Here is a 14701-nt window from a genome sequence, read left to right as displayed (position 1 = left end):
CCTCTTGCGCTTACTGATACGGGTTCGGGAAGCCCAGCTTCGCGAGGATGTCGACCTCGAGCGCTTCCATTTCGGCGGCGTCCTCGTCGCTCGTCTCGTGATCGTAGCCCTGCGCGTGCAGCGCGCCGTGCACCAGCAGGTGCGCATAGTGGGCCGCCAGCGGCTTGCCCTGTTCGTGCGCTTCCTTCTCGACGACCGGGCAGCACAGCACGAGGTCGCCGATCACGGTGCCGTCGGGCGCCGGGTCGTACGCGAAGGTCAGCACGTTGGTCGGGTAGTCCTTGTGGCGGTAGCCGGCGTTCAGCGTGCGGCCTTCTTCGTCGCCGACGAAGCGCACGGTCAGCTGCGCGCTCGCGAACAGCGCCGGCTCGATCCATTCGGCGATCAGCTTGCGCTTGGGGAGCGTCTTGCGGACGTCGCCGGTGATTTCGTCGCCGTACTGCACGGACAGGTCGAGCGCCAGCTCGCGCGGCTCGTCCGCCATTTCCGCGATTTCCTCGTCGCGCGGCGCGGGTTCGGCACCCACGTGCAGCGTCACGCTGTCGTAGTGCTCTGGCTGCAGCGCGAGCTTCGCGCGCATCGCCGGATCGTTGTGCTGCGCGACGATCGCGACGGCCGCCTCGCCCGAGCTGCCCGACAGGTCGAACATCAGGCTGCGGCCGTCCGGGAAGTCGATGCGCAGCCCTTGCGCGTCGACGGTCCGGGCCTTGCCCTTCGCATCGAACAGCGAGAGACGGGGGGAATCGGGCGCGGCGGACTGGGCGCGCCCGGACTTGCGAGAACGGGAAGATTTCATGACGGGTGCGGCGATTGGAACGCGTTGAGGATACACCAAACGGCCGATCGCGCCCGAATTCGAACCGGCCGCGCGCGGGCGAAAAAAGGCCCGGCGCGCCGTCGGGCGGGCCGGGCCGTCGGCCGGTGCGGCGCGCGGGCGCCGCCCGTGCTTCACGCGTCCTGGTGCTGCGCGTGGAAGTCGTCGTACGCCTCGACGATGCGCGCGACGAGCGGATGACGCACGACGTCCGCGCTCGTGAAGCGCGTGAGCGCGATGCCGCGCACGCCGCCGAGCACCTGCTGCGCCTCGACGAGGCCGCTCTTGTGCCCGCGCGGCAGGTCGACCTGGCTCGTGTCGCCGGTGACGACGGCCTTCGAGCCGAAGCCGATCCGCGTGAGGAACATCTTCATCTGCTCGGGCGTCGTGTTCTGCGCCTCGTCGAGGATGATGAATGCGTGGTTCAGCGTGCGGCCGCGCATGTACGCGAGCGGCGCGATCTCGATCATCTGGCGCTCGAACATCTTCGCGGTCTTGTCGAAGCCGAGCAGGTCGTACAGCGCGTCGTACAGCGGCCGCAGGTACGGGTCGACCTTCTGCGCGAGATCGCCCGGCAGGAAGCCGAGCCGCTCGCCGGCCTCGACGGCCGGGCGCGTCAGCACGATCCGCTTGACCTGGTCGCGCTCGAGCGCGTCGACCGCGCATGCGACCGCGAGGTAGGTCTTGCCGGTGCCGGCTGGCCCGATGCCGAACGTCACGTCGTGCTGCAGGATCTGCTTCAGGTATTCGCGCTGCGCGGGCGTGCGGCCGCGCAGGTCGGCGCGCCGCGTGTAGAGCTTCGGCGCCGGTTCCTCGTCGGGACCGACGTCGTCGATCTGCACGACGGGTTCGTCGAACGGATGGTCCGGGTCGCCGCGAAAGCGCACGTCGAGCGTGTCCTGGCGGCCGTTGCCGGACGTGTGGCGCACTTCGACCAGCGCGAGCTGGATATCGTCGACCGACAGCGGATCGCGCGCGCGGTTGTAGAAGTTATCGAGCGCCGCGAGCGCGAGCTTCGCGCCGCGCCCGCGGATCGTGATCCGGTGGCCGCGCCGCGCGAGCGTGACGTCGAGCGCCTGTTCGATCTGCCGCAGGTTCTCGTCGAGCGGGCCGCAGAGGTTGGCGAGGCGCGCGTTGTCGTCGCGCGGTGCGGTGAATTCCAGTGCTTGGACGGTCTTCAAAGTAGCGTCGGGCTCCTGTTGAACGTCAGTCGGTCAGTGGGTGGCCGCGCTCGCGTCGTCGCTCACGAGCAGGAGCTCGCCGCGCAGCGAGTGCGGGTACGCATGGTTGATCTTCACGTCGATCATCTGGCCGATCAGGCGCGGGTGCGACGCGAGCGGCGCCGGGAAATTCACGACCCGGTTGTTCTCGGTGCGGCCCGACAGTTCGTTCGGGTCCTTGCGCGACGGGCCCTCGACGAGGATCCGCTCGACCTTCCCGACCATCGATTGGCTGATGCGCGCGACGTTTTCCTCGATGGTCGCCTGCAGATGTTGCAGGCGTTTGAGCTTGACCTCGCGCGGCGTGTCGTCGTGCAGGTTCGCGGCCGGTGTGCCGGGGCGCGGGCTGTAGATGAACGAGAAGCTGGTGTCGTAGCTCATCTCGTGCACGAGCGCCATCATCTTGTCGAAATCTTCCTCGGTTTCGCCGGGGAAGCCGACGATCATGTCGGTCGACAGCGACAGGTCCGGGCGGATCGCGCGCAGCTTGCGGATCACCGACTTGTATTCGAGCACCGTGTAGCCGCGCTTCATCGCCATCAGGATGCGGTCGGAGCCGTGCTGGACCGGCAGGTGCAGGTGGCTCACGAGCTTCGGCACCTTCGCGTAGGCGTCGATCAGGCGCTGCGTGAATTCCTTCGGGTGCGACGTCGTGTAGCGGATCCGCTCGATGCCGGGGATGTCGGCGACGTATTCGATCAGCGTCGCGAAATCGGCGATATCGGACGAGCCGGCGGTCAGTGCGCCACGATAGGCGTTCACGTTCTGGCCGAGCAGCGTGACTTCGCGCACGCCCTGGTCGGCGAGGCCGGCCACTTCGGTCAGCACGTCGTCGAGCGGGCGCGACACTTCGTCGCCGCGCGTGTACGGCACGACGCAGTAGCTGCAGTATTTCGAGCAGCCTTCCATGATCGACACGAACGCGCTCGGCCCCTCGACGCGCGCGGGCGGCAGGTGGTCGAACTTCTCGATCTCGGGGAACGTGATGTCGACCTGCGCACGGCCGCTTTCGCGGCGCGCGTCGATCATCTGCGGCAGGCGGTGCAGCGTCTGCGGGCCGAACACGAGGTCGACGTACGGTGCGCGCGACACGATCGACGCGCCTTCCTGGCTGGCGACGCAGCCGCCGACGCCGATCAGCAGGCCCGGCTTCGCTTCCTTCAGCTCGCGCACGCGGCCGAGGTCGGAGAACACCTTCTCCTGCGCCTTCTCACGCACCGAGCACGTGTTGAACAGGATGATGTCCGCGTCTTCCGGGGTATCGGTCTTTTCGAGGCCTTCGGCCGCATTGAGCACGTCCACCATCTTGTCCGAGTCGTACTCGTTCATCTGGCAGCCGAAGGTCTTTACGTAAACTTTTTTCGTCATGGGGATTCGCCGTTCGCAGTGGTTGACCTGGGGGCGTCGTCAAGGGTGAATCGGGACGGCTGCTGCCGGTGCCGCGTGGCGGACCGGAGCGCACCGCGCGCCGAGCCCGTCATACACGATCGCGAAGATCGTGAAAAGCCGTCGGGAAAGCCTTCCATTATAACTTTACGCGCTGTCCCGGGCGGCCGGCGGGTTGCAGTCGCGCGACGTCGCGCGTCGTGCTCCGACCCCGACATGGCGGCGCGACAACCGTCAGCGGCACGCGTTCAGCAGATCGTCGAGCGCCGCTTCCTCGCGCGCGAACCGTTCGGCGAGGAAGTCGAGCAGCACGCGCACGCGCGGCGCCATGTAGCGCTTGCTGTGATAGATCGCATGCAGCGGCGCGTCCTGGTGCCGCCAGTCGGGCAGCAGCACGCGCAGCCGGCCGGCGCGCACGTCGTCGGCGATGTCCCACAGCGACTTCAGCGCGATGCCGTGGCCGCGCAGCGTCCATTCGCGGGTGAGGCCGCCGTCGTTGGTCTCGAACGCGGTCGACACCGGCACCGTGTGGGTCTGCATTGCGTCGCCGCGCGTGAAGCGCCACGTGTTCATCGGGCCGGACGCGATCGTGATCACGTTGCAGGGAAAGCGGGCCAGATCATGCGGATCGGCCGGCACGCCGTGGCGCTCGACGAACGACGGCGCCGCGCACAGCACGCGCCGGTTCGCGGCGAGCCGGCGCGCGATCAGCGCGCCGTCGGGCGGCGCGGCGAAGCGGATCGCGAGGTCGATCTCGTCCTGCCACAGGTTCGACGACGAGTCGGACGCCGTCAGCGAGAACGTGACGCCCGGATGCAGCGTGGTGAATTCGTCGAGCCAGTCGAGCAGCTGGTTGCGGCCGAAATCGGACGTCGACGACAGCCGCACCTTGCCGGCCACCACGTTGCGGCCTTCCTGCAGCAGCGCGTGCGCGTCGTCGAGCGCCTGCAGCGCCTGCCGGCAGCAGTTCAGGTAGAGCCGGCCTTCGTCGGTGAGCCGCAGCTGCCGCGTCGAGCGCTCGAACAGCCGCGTCGCGACCTTCGCCTCGAGCTTCGCGAGGCGCGCGCTGGCGGCGGCCGGCGTGAGGCTCAGCTTGCGCCCGGCCGCGGACAGGCTGCCCAGTTCCGCCGCCTCGACGAACAGCCGGATGTCGCCCAGTCGATCCATCGGATTTTCCAGAATTTTTTGAAAATGGTTCAAATGCCACGCCAATTATCAAAGATAGGCGTATTCGGGACAATGCGCGCACATCCCGCCTTTTTGTGCGGTGCGGCACCGAGCGGGCGCCGCGTCCGCCGCCGCCTTCCGGAGAACGTCATGCCCATTCCGTTACTGGCGCTCGCGATCAGCGCCTTCGCCATCGGCACCACCGAATTCATCATCATGGGCCTGCTGCCCGAAGTCGCGCACGACCTCGCCGTGTCGCTGCCGTCGGCCGGCCTGCTGGTCACGGGCTATGCGCTCGGCGTCGCCGTCGGCGCGCCGCTGCTCGCGGTGCTGACGAGCCGCATGCCGCGCAAGGCCGCGCTGCAGCTGCTGATGGCGATCTTCATCGTCGGCAACGTGCTGTGCGCGAGCGCGTCCGGCTACGCGATGCTGATGGTCGCGCGCGTCGTCACGTCGTTCGCGCACGGCTCGTTCTTCGGCATCGGCGCGGTGGTCGCCGCGTCGCTCGTGCCGGCCGACAAGCGCGCGAGCGCGATCGCGCTGATGTTCACGGGCCTCACGCTGTCGAACGTGCTCGGCGTGCCGTTCGGCACGTTCGTCGGCCAGCTGCTCGGCTGGCGCGCGTCGTTCTGGATCGTCGCCGCGCTCGGCGTGCTGTCGCTGGGCGGCGTCGCGCTGCTGGTGCCGAACCGCCACGACAGCGGGCCCGTCGGCCTCGGCCACGAAGTGCGCGTGCTGAAGGAGCCGCAGGTGTGGCTCGCGCTGCTGATGACCGTGCTCGGCTTCGGCGGCGTGTTCGTCGTGTTCACGTACATCGCGCCGATCCTCGAAACCGTCACCGGCTATGCGCCGCGCGCGGTCGCGCTGATCCTCGTGCTGTTCGGCGCCGGGCTGACGGTCGGCAACACGCTCGGCGGCAAGCTCGCCGACCGCGCGCTGATGCCGTCGCTGATCGCGATCCTGGTCGCGCTGATGGCGGTGATGGCCGTATTCGCGAAGACGAGCCACCTGCCGGTCGCGGCCGCGGTGACGGTGTTCGTGTGGGGGATCGCCGCGTTCGCGACGGTGCCGCCGTTGCAGGCGCGCGTCGTCGAGAAGGCCGCGAGCGCGCCGCATCTCGCGTCGACGCTGAACATCGGCGCGTTCAACGTCGGCAATGCGGGCGGCGCGTGGCTCGGCGGCCTCGCGCTGGAGCACGGCTTCACGCTCGACGCGCTGCCGTGGGTCGCCGTCGCGGTGACGTTCGCGGCGCTCGTCGTCACGTGGCTCGCGATGCGGCTCGATGCGCGCGCGCCGGCGCGCGGCGCGGCACCGGCGGCACGGTAGGCAAGCGGTGCGTCGAGCGGCGGTGCGCCGACGCCATGGCGACAGGAAAAGGTTCGCGAGAAACGCATTCCTCCGCGATGCTGATAACGGTGTGAAGATAACTTCGTTTGCCGGGTCTGGGCCGGGTGATAGCGTCTCGATACGCGCCGTTCGTGGCGCAACCCGATTCCGGTTCCGGCTTACCCCATTCGCAGGGCCGCACGGCGGCCCGGAGGCCATGCTATGTCTTCACCCCTGGCGCTGGTGCGCGACGTGTCTTCCTTCGAGTCCGGCGAGGCCGCCGGCGCGCGGACGTCCGCGTCGCTCGACGTCCTCGAGCAGGTCGTCGGCGTGAACCTCGCGCGCCTGCGCGCCGAGCGGCAGCTGTCGCTCGATGCGCTGGCGCGGCTGTCCGGCGTATCGCGCGCGATGCTCGCGCAGATCGAATCCGCGCGCAGCGTGCCGTCGATCAAGGTGCTCTGCAAGATCGCCGCGGCGCTGAAGGTGTCGGTCGCCGCGTTCCTGCGGCGCCACGCGGTGAACGGCTTCGAGCACCTGGCGGCCGAGCGCGCGGCACGCGTCGTCAGCTCGAACGGCCGCTTCTCGGCGCGTGCGCTGTATCCGGAAGGCGAGCCGGCCGCGGCCGAATTCCACGAGCTGCGGATCGCGCCGCTGCACACGGAGCCCGGCGCGCGCCGCGCGCCCGGCACGACGGTCAACCTGGTCGTCAGCGAGGGCACGCTCGAAGTCAGCGTGCACGATCGCCGCCAGCTGCTCGCCACCGGCGATGCGATCGTGTTCGACGCCGACCAGCCATACAGCCTGCGCAACCCGGGCGACAGCGAGGCGCGCGCGTTCCGCGTGACGGTGAGCCCCGAGGTGCCGCCGCGCTGGCTCGTGCCCGATGCCGCGCACGCGGCCGGCTGAGCGCAGGTTGCGTCGCCCGGCCGGCGCCGGTGCCGGTGCCGTTCAAGGCAGGCGCGCAGGCCAGGGGTCGGCCGTTCGGACGATGCCGTTAGACGGAGTCGTCAGTAAGGTTTTAGATGTGGTTCGCTGCGCGGCGCGCGCAGCTGATGTATGCTTGGCCCGCCGGTGCCGGGACAGATCCCGGCCGGCAATCAGTGCGTCTTCAGGGCGGGGCGAAATTCCCCACCGGCGGTAGGCTGGCGTAAGCCGGCGAGCCCGCGAGCGCCCGCGCATCCGCGCGGGGTCAGCAGATCTGGTCGAATGCCAGAGCCGACGGTCACAGTCCGGATGAGAGAAGATGTGCAGATAGTCATGTCCGTCAGGGCCGCTTTGCCATGCGTGCGAAGCGGGTTGTCGTTCTGTCTGTTTGCAATGCCCTGAAACGTTTTTCGCCCAAATCATCATTGCGAGGAGCGTTTCACATGTCCTTCATGTCCGCTTCGTCGGCCCCCGCCGACGCCTTTGCCGATCTTCCGTTGCTCGATTCCGAACCGGTGCCGCCGCGCATCGCCGCCGCGCTCGACGCGCTGCGCGCGGGCCGCGCGGTCGTGTTGCAGGACGATCACGACCGTGAAAACGAGGCCGACCTGATCGTCGCCGCCGAACGCATCACGCCCGAGACGATGGCGCTCCTGATCCGCGAGTGCAGCGGCATCGTGTGCCTGTGCCTGACCGACGAGCGGGTGCGCGCGCTCGAGCTGCCGCCGATGGTGCAGACCAACGAGAGCCGCAACGGCACCGCGTTCACCGTGTCGATCGAGGCACGCGAAGGCGTGCATACCGGCGTGTCCGCGGCTGATCGCGTGACGACGATCCGCGCGGCGATCGCCGACGACGCGAAGCCGTACGACATCGTGCGCCCCGGCCACGTGTTTCCGCTGCGTGCGCAACCGGGCGGCGTGCTGGCGCGCCGCGGTCACACCGAAGGGACGGTCGATCTGTCGATCCTCGCGGGCCTGAAGCCGGCCGGCGTGCTGTGCGAGCTGATGAATCCGGACGGCACGATGACGCGCGGCGACGACGTCGAGCGTTTCGCGCAGCAGCACGGGCTGCCGATGCTGACGATCGCGGAACTCGTCGAATTCCGCGAGGCGCTGGCGGCCGCGCGCGAGCGCTGCTGCGAACCGGCCTGACAGCCGATGCAGCGGGTGCGCCGATGCGCCCGCGGTACGGCGTGCGCATCGAGCCGCACGCCGGTCATGTCGATCCGGTGCGGCCGTCCGTCAGGACTGCACGTCGCCGAATTCGCCGCGCAGGCCGGCCGCGACGAGCGCCGGCAGTTCGTCCATCCTGCGCATGATCCGCGTGATGCCCATCGCGCGCAGCGCGTCCGCGTAATTGTCGGGGATGTGGCTCGCGCCGACGAACGCGACCGTCTTCATGCCCGCCGCGCGCGCGGCGTTCAGGCCCGACACGCTGTCCTCGACGACGATGCAGCGCGCCGGCGCGACGCCGAGCGTGTTCGCCGCATGCAGGTACACGTCCGGGTAGGGCTTCGGCCGCGCGACCTGCTCGGCGCTGAACACGCGATCGCCGAAGATTTCGGTGAGCGCTGCGCGCTTCAGCGAACTGCGCACGCGCACGAGCCGGCTGTTCGATACCACCGCGGCCGGCAGGCCGACCCTCAGCAGCGCGTCGCGCACGCCGGTGATCGGTGCGAGCGATTGCGCGAGCGCGGTCTCGATGTTGTGCTCGATGGTCTCGATGAAGTTGTCGGGCATCGCGATCCCGAAGCGGGCTTCGAGCCCGGCGAGAAAGCGTGACGTCTGCTGGCCGAACGCGGACTTCGCGGCGTCTTCGAAATCGAGGTGCGGGAAGGTGGCGGACAGCGTCTCGAACAGCACGCGGTCGGCAATGACTTCGCTGTCGACGAGTACGCCGTCGCAGTCGCAGATAAGGTGATCGAGCATGGTGGTGAAGAAGCGGGGTGTCGGCGACGCCGATCATCCCGCCATGATACGTGCTTTCGCGGCTGCGCCGCGCGCCGTTCAGGCGTGCCCGCTTGCGCGGCCGGGCCGGTCCCGCCTTGCCACACGGCGGCCGCGCGCCGGTGCCGGCGCCGGCGCGCGCGTCACACCTCGACCACGCGCCCCGTCTGCCACGACGTCATCGCGGCCTGAGCCAGCTCGAGTGCGGCGACCCCGTCGTCGATCGTCGTCCTGACCGGCGTGCCGTCGCGCAGCGCATCGACGAAGTGCGCGATCTCGGCCGCGTACGCGTGCCGGTAGCGCTCGAGGAAGAACGGCTCCGGCACGTCGGTGGCGATGCCGTTCGCCGACCACGCGGTCACTTCGGTCGGCCGCACGTTGCCGGCCTGCAGCATCCCGTTGCTGCCGAGCAGCTCGAAGCGCTGGTCGTAACCGTACGCCGCGCGGCGCGACGTGTTGATCTGGCACAGCAGGCCGCGCCGCGTGCGGATCGTCACGGCGGTCGAATCGATGTCGCCGGCGTCGCGCACGGCCGGGTCGGTCAGGCAGCTGCCGGTCGCGTGCAGCGTCTGCGCTTCGTCGCCGAGAATCCAGCGGAACACGTCGAAGTCGTGGATCAGCATGTCCTTGAAGATGCCGCCCGAGCTGCGGATGTAGTCGACGGGCGGTGCGCCGGGGTCGCGGCTCGTGACGACCAGCATTTCCGGGGCGCCGATGTCGCCGCGCTCGACGCGCGCCTTCAGCGCGGCGAAGGTCGGGTCGAAGCGGCGCTGGAAGCCGATCATGCAGGTCACGCCGCGGCGGCGCACGACCTCCGCGCATTCGCGCGAGCGCGCGACGCTCAGGTCGACCGGCTTCTCGCAGAACACGGCCTTGCCCGCGTTCGCCGCCGCGACGATCAGGTCCGCGTGCGTATCGGTGCTCGACGCGATCACGACGGCCTGCACGGACGCATCACCGAGCGCGCGCTCGATGTCGGCGGCCTGCGCGCCGTGCGCATGCGCGAGCGCGTCGGCCGACGGCGCATGCCGGTCGATCACGTACTTGAGTTTCGCGCCCGGGTGGCGCGCCAGATTCGCCGCATGGATCTTCCCGATTCTGCCCGCGCCGAACAAAGCGAATTCGATCATTCCGTTCTCCTGTTGATTCCGTTGTGTTTCGCCGGCACGCGGCCCGTGTCGGCCGCGCGCCGCGGCGGCGCTCAGCGATCGGCCAGTTCGCCGCGCACGTAGTCGATGCTGGCCCGCAGCAGGTGCTCGATGTCGTCGGCTTCGGCGATTTCGCTCGCGAACGGCTCGAACGAGAACGCGCCGCGGTAGCCGCGCGCGAGCAGTTCGCGCAACTGCCGGATGTTGCCGAGCCGGTCGGCGCCGCCGACCAGCACACGATGGCCGTCGCGCATCCGGTCGACCGGCAGGTCGCTCTCCTCGACGCCCGAGATGTGCACGAGGCCCGTCAGGTTCGGGAAGAAGATGTCCTCGCCCGACAGGTGATGGTGGAACGTGTCGTGCACGAGCCGGAATACCTGCTCACCGGCCGCGGCGTAGATGCCCTTCACCGCGTCCGACTTGCGGCGCAACGCGCACTCCTCGAAGCCGAGCGGTTCGATGAAGCCGAGCAGGCCGCGCGCTTCGAGGACCGGTTTCAGCGCCTTCAGCGCTTGCACGAGATCCGCATGGCGCGCATCGGCGTCGCGCGCGTCGTCGCGGCGGTTGGTCGGGCACAGCACCAGCGCACGCGCGCCGCATTGCGCCGCGTAATCGGCCAGCTCGGTCGCTTCGTCCGCGCGCTCGGCATTCCATTGCTCGAAGCGCTGCAGCGCGTTGATCGTCAGGATCGTCACGCCGCCGGCTTCGGCCGTCGCGCGCACGGCCGAAGCCGGCGTGCCGTCGGTGATCTCGACGCCGTCGAGATCGTTGCGGATCTCGATCGTGTCGACCCCGAGCCGCCGGCACAGCGCGACATAGCGGTCGAGCGGCAGGCGCGGCGCGCTCATCCGGTTCAGCGAAAAGTGGAATGCCTGTTGCGTCATCGTGCTTCCTCAGGTGTCGAGTGGGGCGGGGCTGAATTACGTGAGTTCGCGTGCCGTGGCGTCGGCCGGTGCATCCGCCGTTGCCGCGGCGAGCGTGCGCCACGTGTCGCGCAGCCACTGCGCGCACGCGGCGTTGTTGTCGAAGATCGAATAGCGGGCGCCGCCGCCGTAGTCCGGAAACGGGATGAACTCGCAGCTGATCTGCTCCAGGCGTGTCGGCCGCGCATGAACCTGCCACTGCAGCAGGTGCCGCAGCGCCGTCTTCCACGTGTCGAGCGGCGCCGCGCGCCATTCGCCGTGATAGGCGCCCGGCGCCGGTTCGACGAACGGGTACTGGATTCCGCGGCCCGGCCGGCCGTTAGCGCGGCGCATCCAGCGGTTCTCCGGATTGTTCGGAATCACGCTGCGCGCATGCGCGTGCCGGACCCAGCCGCGCGCGATCCAGTCGGCGTAGACGGCCGACTGCGACGCCGGGTCGAGCAGGCGGCGCGCGCTGTCGGCCGGCTCGTGCAGGCCCGACGCGTCGAGTTCGGCGCGATTGTCGATCTTGAACAGCAGGTGCGAATGATCGAGCGTGATCCGGAACGGTGCGCCGGCCTGTTCGACAAGCTGCGCGACGCGCGCGATGCGCGTGAAATCCTCGCTCCACATGTCGACGTGCACTTCGAGGCTCGGCAGGCAGCCGACCGGCTCGCCGCGTTCGTACGCGCGCAAGTAGAAGTCGGCGACTTCGTGGTCCGACAGCGGATGGCCGTCGGCGTGGTGCGCGTATACCTGGCAGTTGAGCACCGTGCTGCCGAACCGCGCGCCGGCGTCGATGATCTCGTCGACGTGCGCTTCGTCGCGGCCGGCGCACCAGATGCCGCCGATCACGCGAATCGGCAGCGCATGCCGGTCGACCAGCGCGAAATACGGCTCGAGGTCCTCGCCGCGCGCCGGGTTCTTCTCGACGTAGTCGAACACGCCGGCGCCGGCGATCATCCGGAACCGCTCGGCGGGCGTGGGCAGCGGCAGGCCGTCGTGTTCGAGCACGCCGTCGAGGTTGACGCCGATGAGGATCGCTTCAGCCATGGTCTCCCGTCCGTGCTGGTCTCTGGATGGCTGTCAAATGTACGGACGTGCCGCGCGGGCGGCATGACAAACGTTGACGAAAAATCGCCAACGCGGCGGTCGATTTTCTTGCGCCGCGCATCCGTGCGATGCGCGGCGGGCGTCAGGCCTGCAGGTACGCGCTGGTGCGCACGTTGGCCGAGCAGAACACGCGGAACTCGACGGGGTCGCCGGGCGGCGGCTGTTCGACGATGCCGCACGCATGCAGCACATGCTGCAGCGCGGAAATCGCCTGGCCGTCGGGATCCTGGTCGATCGCGATGTCCATCGAGCCGGCCTCGATGTAGGTGCGGTGCAGGTCGATCATCTCGTGCCCGACCCAGACGACGCGTCCGGCCGCGCCCGCCTTGCGCAGCGCCGCCTCGATGCCGGCCGAGCCAGCGCCGCTGTTGTAGATCCCGACGATATCGTCGTGCGTGTGCAGCGCGTTCGTGACCGCGCGGTAGCAGCGGTCGTCCTGGTCGAGCGTTTCGACCGGCGCGTCGTCGCAGCCCAGGGCGGTGAACGCCTCCTTCAGCTGGTCGACGCAGCCGGCCATCCGGTCGGCGTGCGCGCGGTAGCCCATGCGTCCACCCAGCAGCAGCACGCGGCCGGGGCGCGCCGCGAGGCGGCCGATGTAATAGCCGGCCGTGCGCCCGGCGCGGTAATTGTCGATGCCCGCGTAGTGCACGCGGGCGACGCCGCCGATGTCGGTGACCATCGTGACGACGGTTTCGCCGCGCGCGATCGCGCCGGCCAGCGCGTCGCGCACGCGCGGCGTGTCGCGCGCGGTGACGATCAGCGCCGCGCGCCGGTAGGCGGGTCGTTCGATCAGCGCGGCGGCGCGCTCGTCGTCGGCGGCGGGCAGGATGGTCCGGTGCACCACCACGCGCCGGTCGAGCATCTGCAGCGAGCGCTGCAGCGCCTGCTGCAGCCGCCGGAAGAACGGCGCGTCGGTGTCCGGCAGCAGCACGTCGACGTGGAGCAGCCCGTGCCGCGTGTCGGGCAACTGGCGCGGCACGCCGAGCTGGCGTGCGGCCGCCACCACGCGTTCGCGCGCCTGCGCGGACACGCTGCCGCGCTCGTTCAGCACGCGGTCGACGGTGGTCGTGCTGACCCCGGCAAGCGCCGCGATCTCGTCGAAGCGTGCGGTGCGCTTGCGCCAGCGCGGACCGGACGGGTCGGTCATGGTCGTCTCCAGATGTGTCGCCGCCATCGGTACGTGGCGCTGTCCGGAACGCTAAAGCGATGGCGAAATTTCGTCAACGTTTCGATTGAGCGGGCCATGGCCGTCGCCTAATTTTGAGTGCATGACGAAGCGCTCGCCGCGCTTCCCGCACACGAACAACCAGGAGACACAAGTGGCCCACACGGACGACCAGGCGCACGATCGCACCGCGGCGGCGCGCCGTCAGGAATACCGGATGATCGGCGGCGCCGGCGAGCGTGCGCGGGCGGCGGGGCTCGTCAACGCCGAGTGGTACCGGTGCCCGGTGCCGCGGCCGCTGATGAAGCAGCTGATGCAGCGCGACGACGCGCGTGCGATCCGCGACACGCTGATCTGGTACGCGGCGATCGTCGCGAGCGGCGTGCTCGCGTGGCTCGCATGGCGTGCGCATTCCGCGTGGGCGATTCCCGCGTTCCTCGTATACGGCACGCTCTACTGCAGCCCGGCCGACTCGCGCTGGCACGAATGCGGGCACGGCACCGCGTTTCGCACGCGCTGGATGAACGACGTGCTGTACCAGCTCGCGTCGTTCCAGGTATTCCGCCGCGCGACGGTATGGCGCTGGAGCCACGCGCGCCATCACACCGACACGCTCGTGGTCGGGCGCGACCCGGAAATCGCCGCACCGAAGCCGACCGACTGGCTCGGGCTCGCGCTGAACGTGATTGCGCTCAAGCACGTGACGAGCGAGCTGCGCAAGATGGTCGTGCTCGCGTTCGCCGGCCGTCTCGACGACGAGGAACGCACCTACGTGCCCGAATCGGAGTGGCCCAAGGCCGTGCGCGAGGCACGCATTCATCTGACCGTTCATGCACTCGTGATCGGTGCGGCGCTGGTCTGGCACACGATCCTGCCGCTGCTCTACATCGGGCTGCCGAGCCTGTACGGCGCGTGGCTGTACCTGTACTTCGGCCTCACGCAGCACGCGGGCATGCCCGAGAACGTGCTCGACCACCGGCGCAACTGCCGGACCGTGATGATGAATCCGGTGTTCCGCTTCCTGTACTGGAACATGAACTACCACGTCGAACACCACATGTTCCCGATGGTGCCGTTCCACGCGCTGCCGAAGCTCTATGACGCCGTGAAGGCCGACATGCCGCCGCCGTACCGCAGCACGCTGGCCGCGTATGCGGAGATCGTGCCGGCGCTGGTGCGGCAGACGCGCGACCCGTCCCATCACGTCGTGCGGCCGGTGCCGGACACGGCGCGTGCATGACCGGCATCGAACATTTCAACGAAGGAGACACGCATCATGACGCAATGGATCGACACCGGCGCCCTCGACGACATCGACGATGAGGACGTTGCCCGCTTCGACCACGACGGCCGCACGTACGCGATCTACCGGATCGACGGGAACGTGTATGCGAGCGACGGGCTGTGCACGCACGAGCACGTGCATCTCGCGGACGGGCTCGTGATCGACCACGTGATCGAATGTCCGAAGCACAACGGGCGCTTCGACGTGCGCGACGGCCGGGCACTGTCGGCGCCGGCCTGCGAGAAGCTGCGCACCTACCGCGCGAAGGTCGAGGACGGCCGCATCCTGATCGAGGTGTGACG

At 69.3% G+C, this 14701-nt stretch carries 14 protein-coding genes and 1 riboswitch; of the genes, 5 read left to right on the top strand and 9 right to left on the bottom strand.

Annotated features, from left to right (window positions below; genetic code table 11):
* Positions 1 to 10 precede the first annotated feature (10 nt).
* The 4 genes from ybeY to DIE22_RS09405 form a co-directional block, all read right to left on the bottom strand.
* Positions 11 to 796, bottom strand: a complete 786-nt coding sequence (gene ybeY, locus DIE22_RS09420) for an rRNA maturation RNase YbeY (protein WP_124604934.1) — start codon at positions 794 to 796, stop codon at positions 11 to 13.
* A gap of 152 nt (positions 797 to 948) precedes the next feature.
* Positions 949 to 1995: a PhoH family protein gene (locus DIE22_RS09415; protein ID WP_124499001.1), complete on the bottom strand. Its 1047-nt coding sequence runs from the start codon at positions 1993 to 1995 to the stop codon at positions 949 to 951.
* Between the two features lie 33 nt (positions 1996 to 2028).
* Positions 2029 to 3402 (bottom strand): tRNA (N6-isopentenyl adenosine(37)-C2)-methylthiotransferase MiaB, encoded by a 1374-nt coding sequence (gene miaB, locus DIE22_RS09410; RefSeq protein WP_124499002.1) that lies wholly within the window; start codon positions 3400 to 3402, stop codon positions 2029 to 2031.
* A gap of 252 nt (positions 3403 to 3654) precedes the next feature.
* A complete protein-coding gene (locus DIE22_RS09405) occupies positions 3655 to 4587 on the bottom strand; it encodes a LysR family transcriptional regulator (RefSeq protein ID WP_124499003.1) in 933 nt (310 codons plus the stop codon).
* 150 nt (positions 4588 to 4737) lie between these two features.
* Between DIE22_RS09405 and DIE22_RS09400 the strand changes: the two genes are divergently transcribed.
* The 3 genes from DIE22_RS09400 (at position 4738) to ribB (ending at position 7991) form a co-directional block, all read left to right on the top strand.
* Positions 4738 to 5913 (top strand): MFS transporter, encoded by a 1176-nt coding sequence (locus DIE22_RS09400; protein WP_124604933.1) that lies wholly within the window; start codon positions 4738 to 4740, stop codon positions 5911 to 5913.
* 222 nt (positions 5914 to 6135) lie between these two features.
* A complete protein-coding gene (locus DIE22_RS09395; RefSeq protein ID WP_124499005.1) occupies positions 6136 to 6819 on the top strand; it encodes a helix-turn-helix domain-containing protein in 684 nt (227 codons plus the stop codon).
* A 194-nt stretch (positions 6820 to 7013) separates the two neighbouring features.
* A riboswitch (FMN riboswitch) is annotated at positions 7014 to 7162 on the top strand.
* Between the two features lie 118 nt (positions 7163 to 7280).
* Positions 7281 to 7991, top strand: coding sequence for a 3,4-dihydroxy-2-butanone-4-phosphate synthase (gene ribB / locus DIE22_RS09390; protein ID WP_124499006.1), 711 nt, complete (start codon positions 7281 to 7283; stop codon positions 7989 to 7991).
* A 90-nt stretch (positions 7992 to 8081) separates the two neighbouring features.
* Here ribB and DIE22_RS09385 read toward each other — a convergent pair whose 3' ends face one another.
* The 5 genes from DIE22_RS09385 to DIE22_RS09365 form a co-directional block, all read right to left on the bottom strand.
* Positions 8082 to 8768 carry an HAD family phosphatase gene (locus tag DIE22_RS09385; RefSeq protein WP_124604932.1) on the bottom strand — a complete coding sequence of 229 codons (687 nt, stop codon included), beginning with the start codon at positions 8766 to 8768 and terminating at the stop codon, positions 8082 to 8084.
* 161 nt (positions 8769 to 8929) lie between these two features.
* Entirely contained in the window at positions 8930 to 9916 is a 987-nt protein-coding gene (gene iolG / locus DIE22_RS09380; RefSeq protein ID WP_124604931.1) for an inositol 2-dehydrogenase, read from the bottom strand.
* Between the two features lie 71 nt (positions 9917 to 9987).
* Positions 9988 to 10818 carry a TIM barrel protein gene (locus DIE22_RS09375; RefSeq protein ID WP_124604930.1) on the bottom strand — a complete coding sequence of 277 codons (831 nt, stop codon included), beginning with the start codon at positions 10816 to 10818 and terminating at the stop codon, positions 9988 to 9990.
* Positions 10819 to 10854: 36 nt separating this feature from the next.
* On the bottom strand, positions 10855 to 11889 hold the full coding sequence (locus DIE22_RS09370) for a xylose isomerase (protein WP_124604929.1): 1035 nt from the start codon (positions 11887 to 11889) through the stop codon (positions 10855 to 10857).
* Positions 11890 to 12031: 142 nt separating this feature from the next.
* A complete protein-coding gene (locus DIE22_RS09365; protein WP_124499011.1) occupies positions 12032 to 13096 on the bottom strand; it encodes a LacI family DNA-binding transcriptional regulator in 1065 nt (354 codons plus the stop codon).
* Between the two features lie 172 nt (positions 13097 to 13268).
* Here DIE22_RS09365 and DIE22_RS09360 point away from each other — a divergent pair, with 172 nt between their 5' ends.
* Entirely contained in the window at positions 13269 to 14354 is a 1086-nt protein-coding gene (locus DIE22_RS09360; protein ID WP_185640580.1) for a fatty acid desaturase family protein, read from the top strand.
* A 36-nt stretch (positions 14355 to 14390) separates the two neighbouring features.
* Positions 14391 to 14699, top strand: coding sequence for a non-heme iron oxygenase ferredoxin subunit (locus DIE22_RS09355; RefSeq protein WP_011657860.1), 309 nt, complete (start codon positions 14391 to 14393; stop codon positions 14697 to 14699).
* Positions 14700 to 14701: the final 2 nt, after the last annotated feature.

Source organism: Burkholderia sp. Bp9142 (genome assembly GCF_003853415.1).
Lineage (GTDB): Bacteria > Pseudomonadota > Gammaproteobacteria > Burkholderiales > Burkholderiaceae > Burkholderia.
This window is presented reverse-complemented; position numbering and strand designations above follow the sequence as displayed.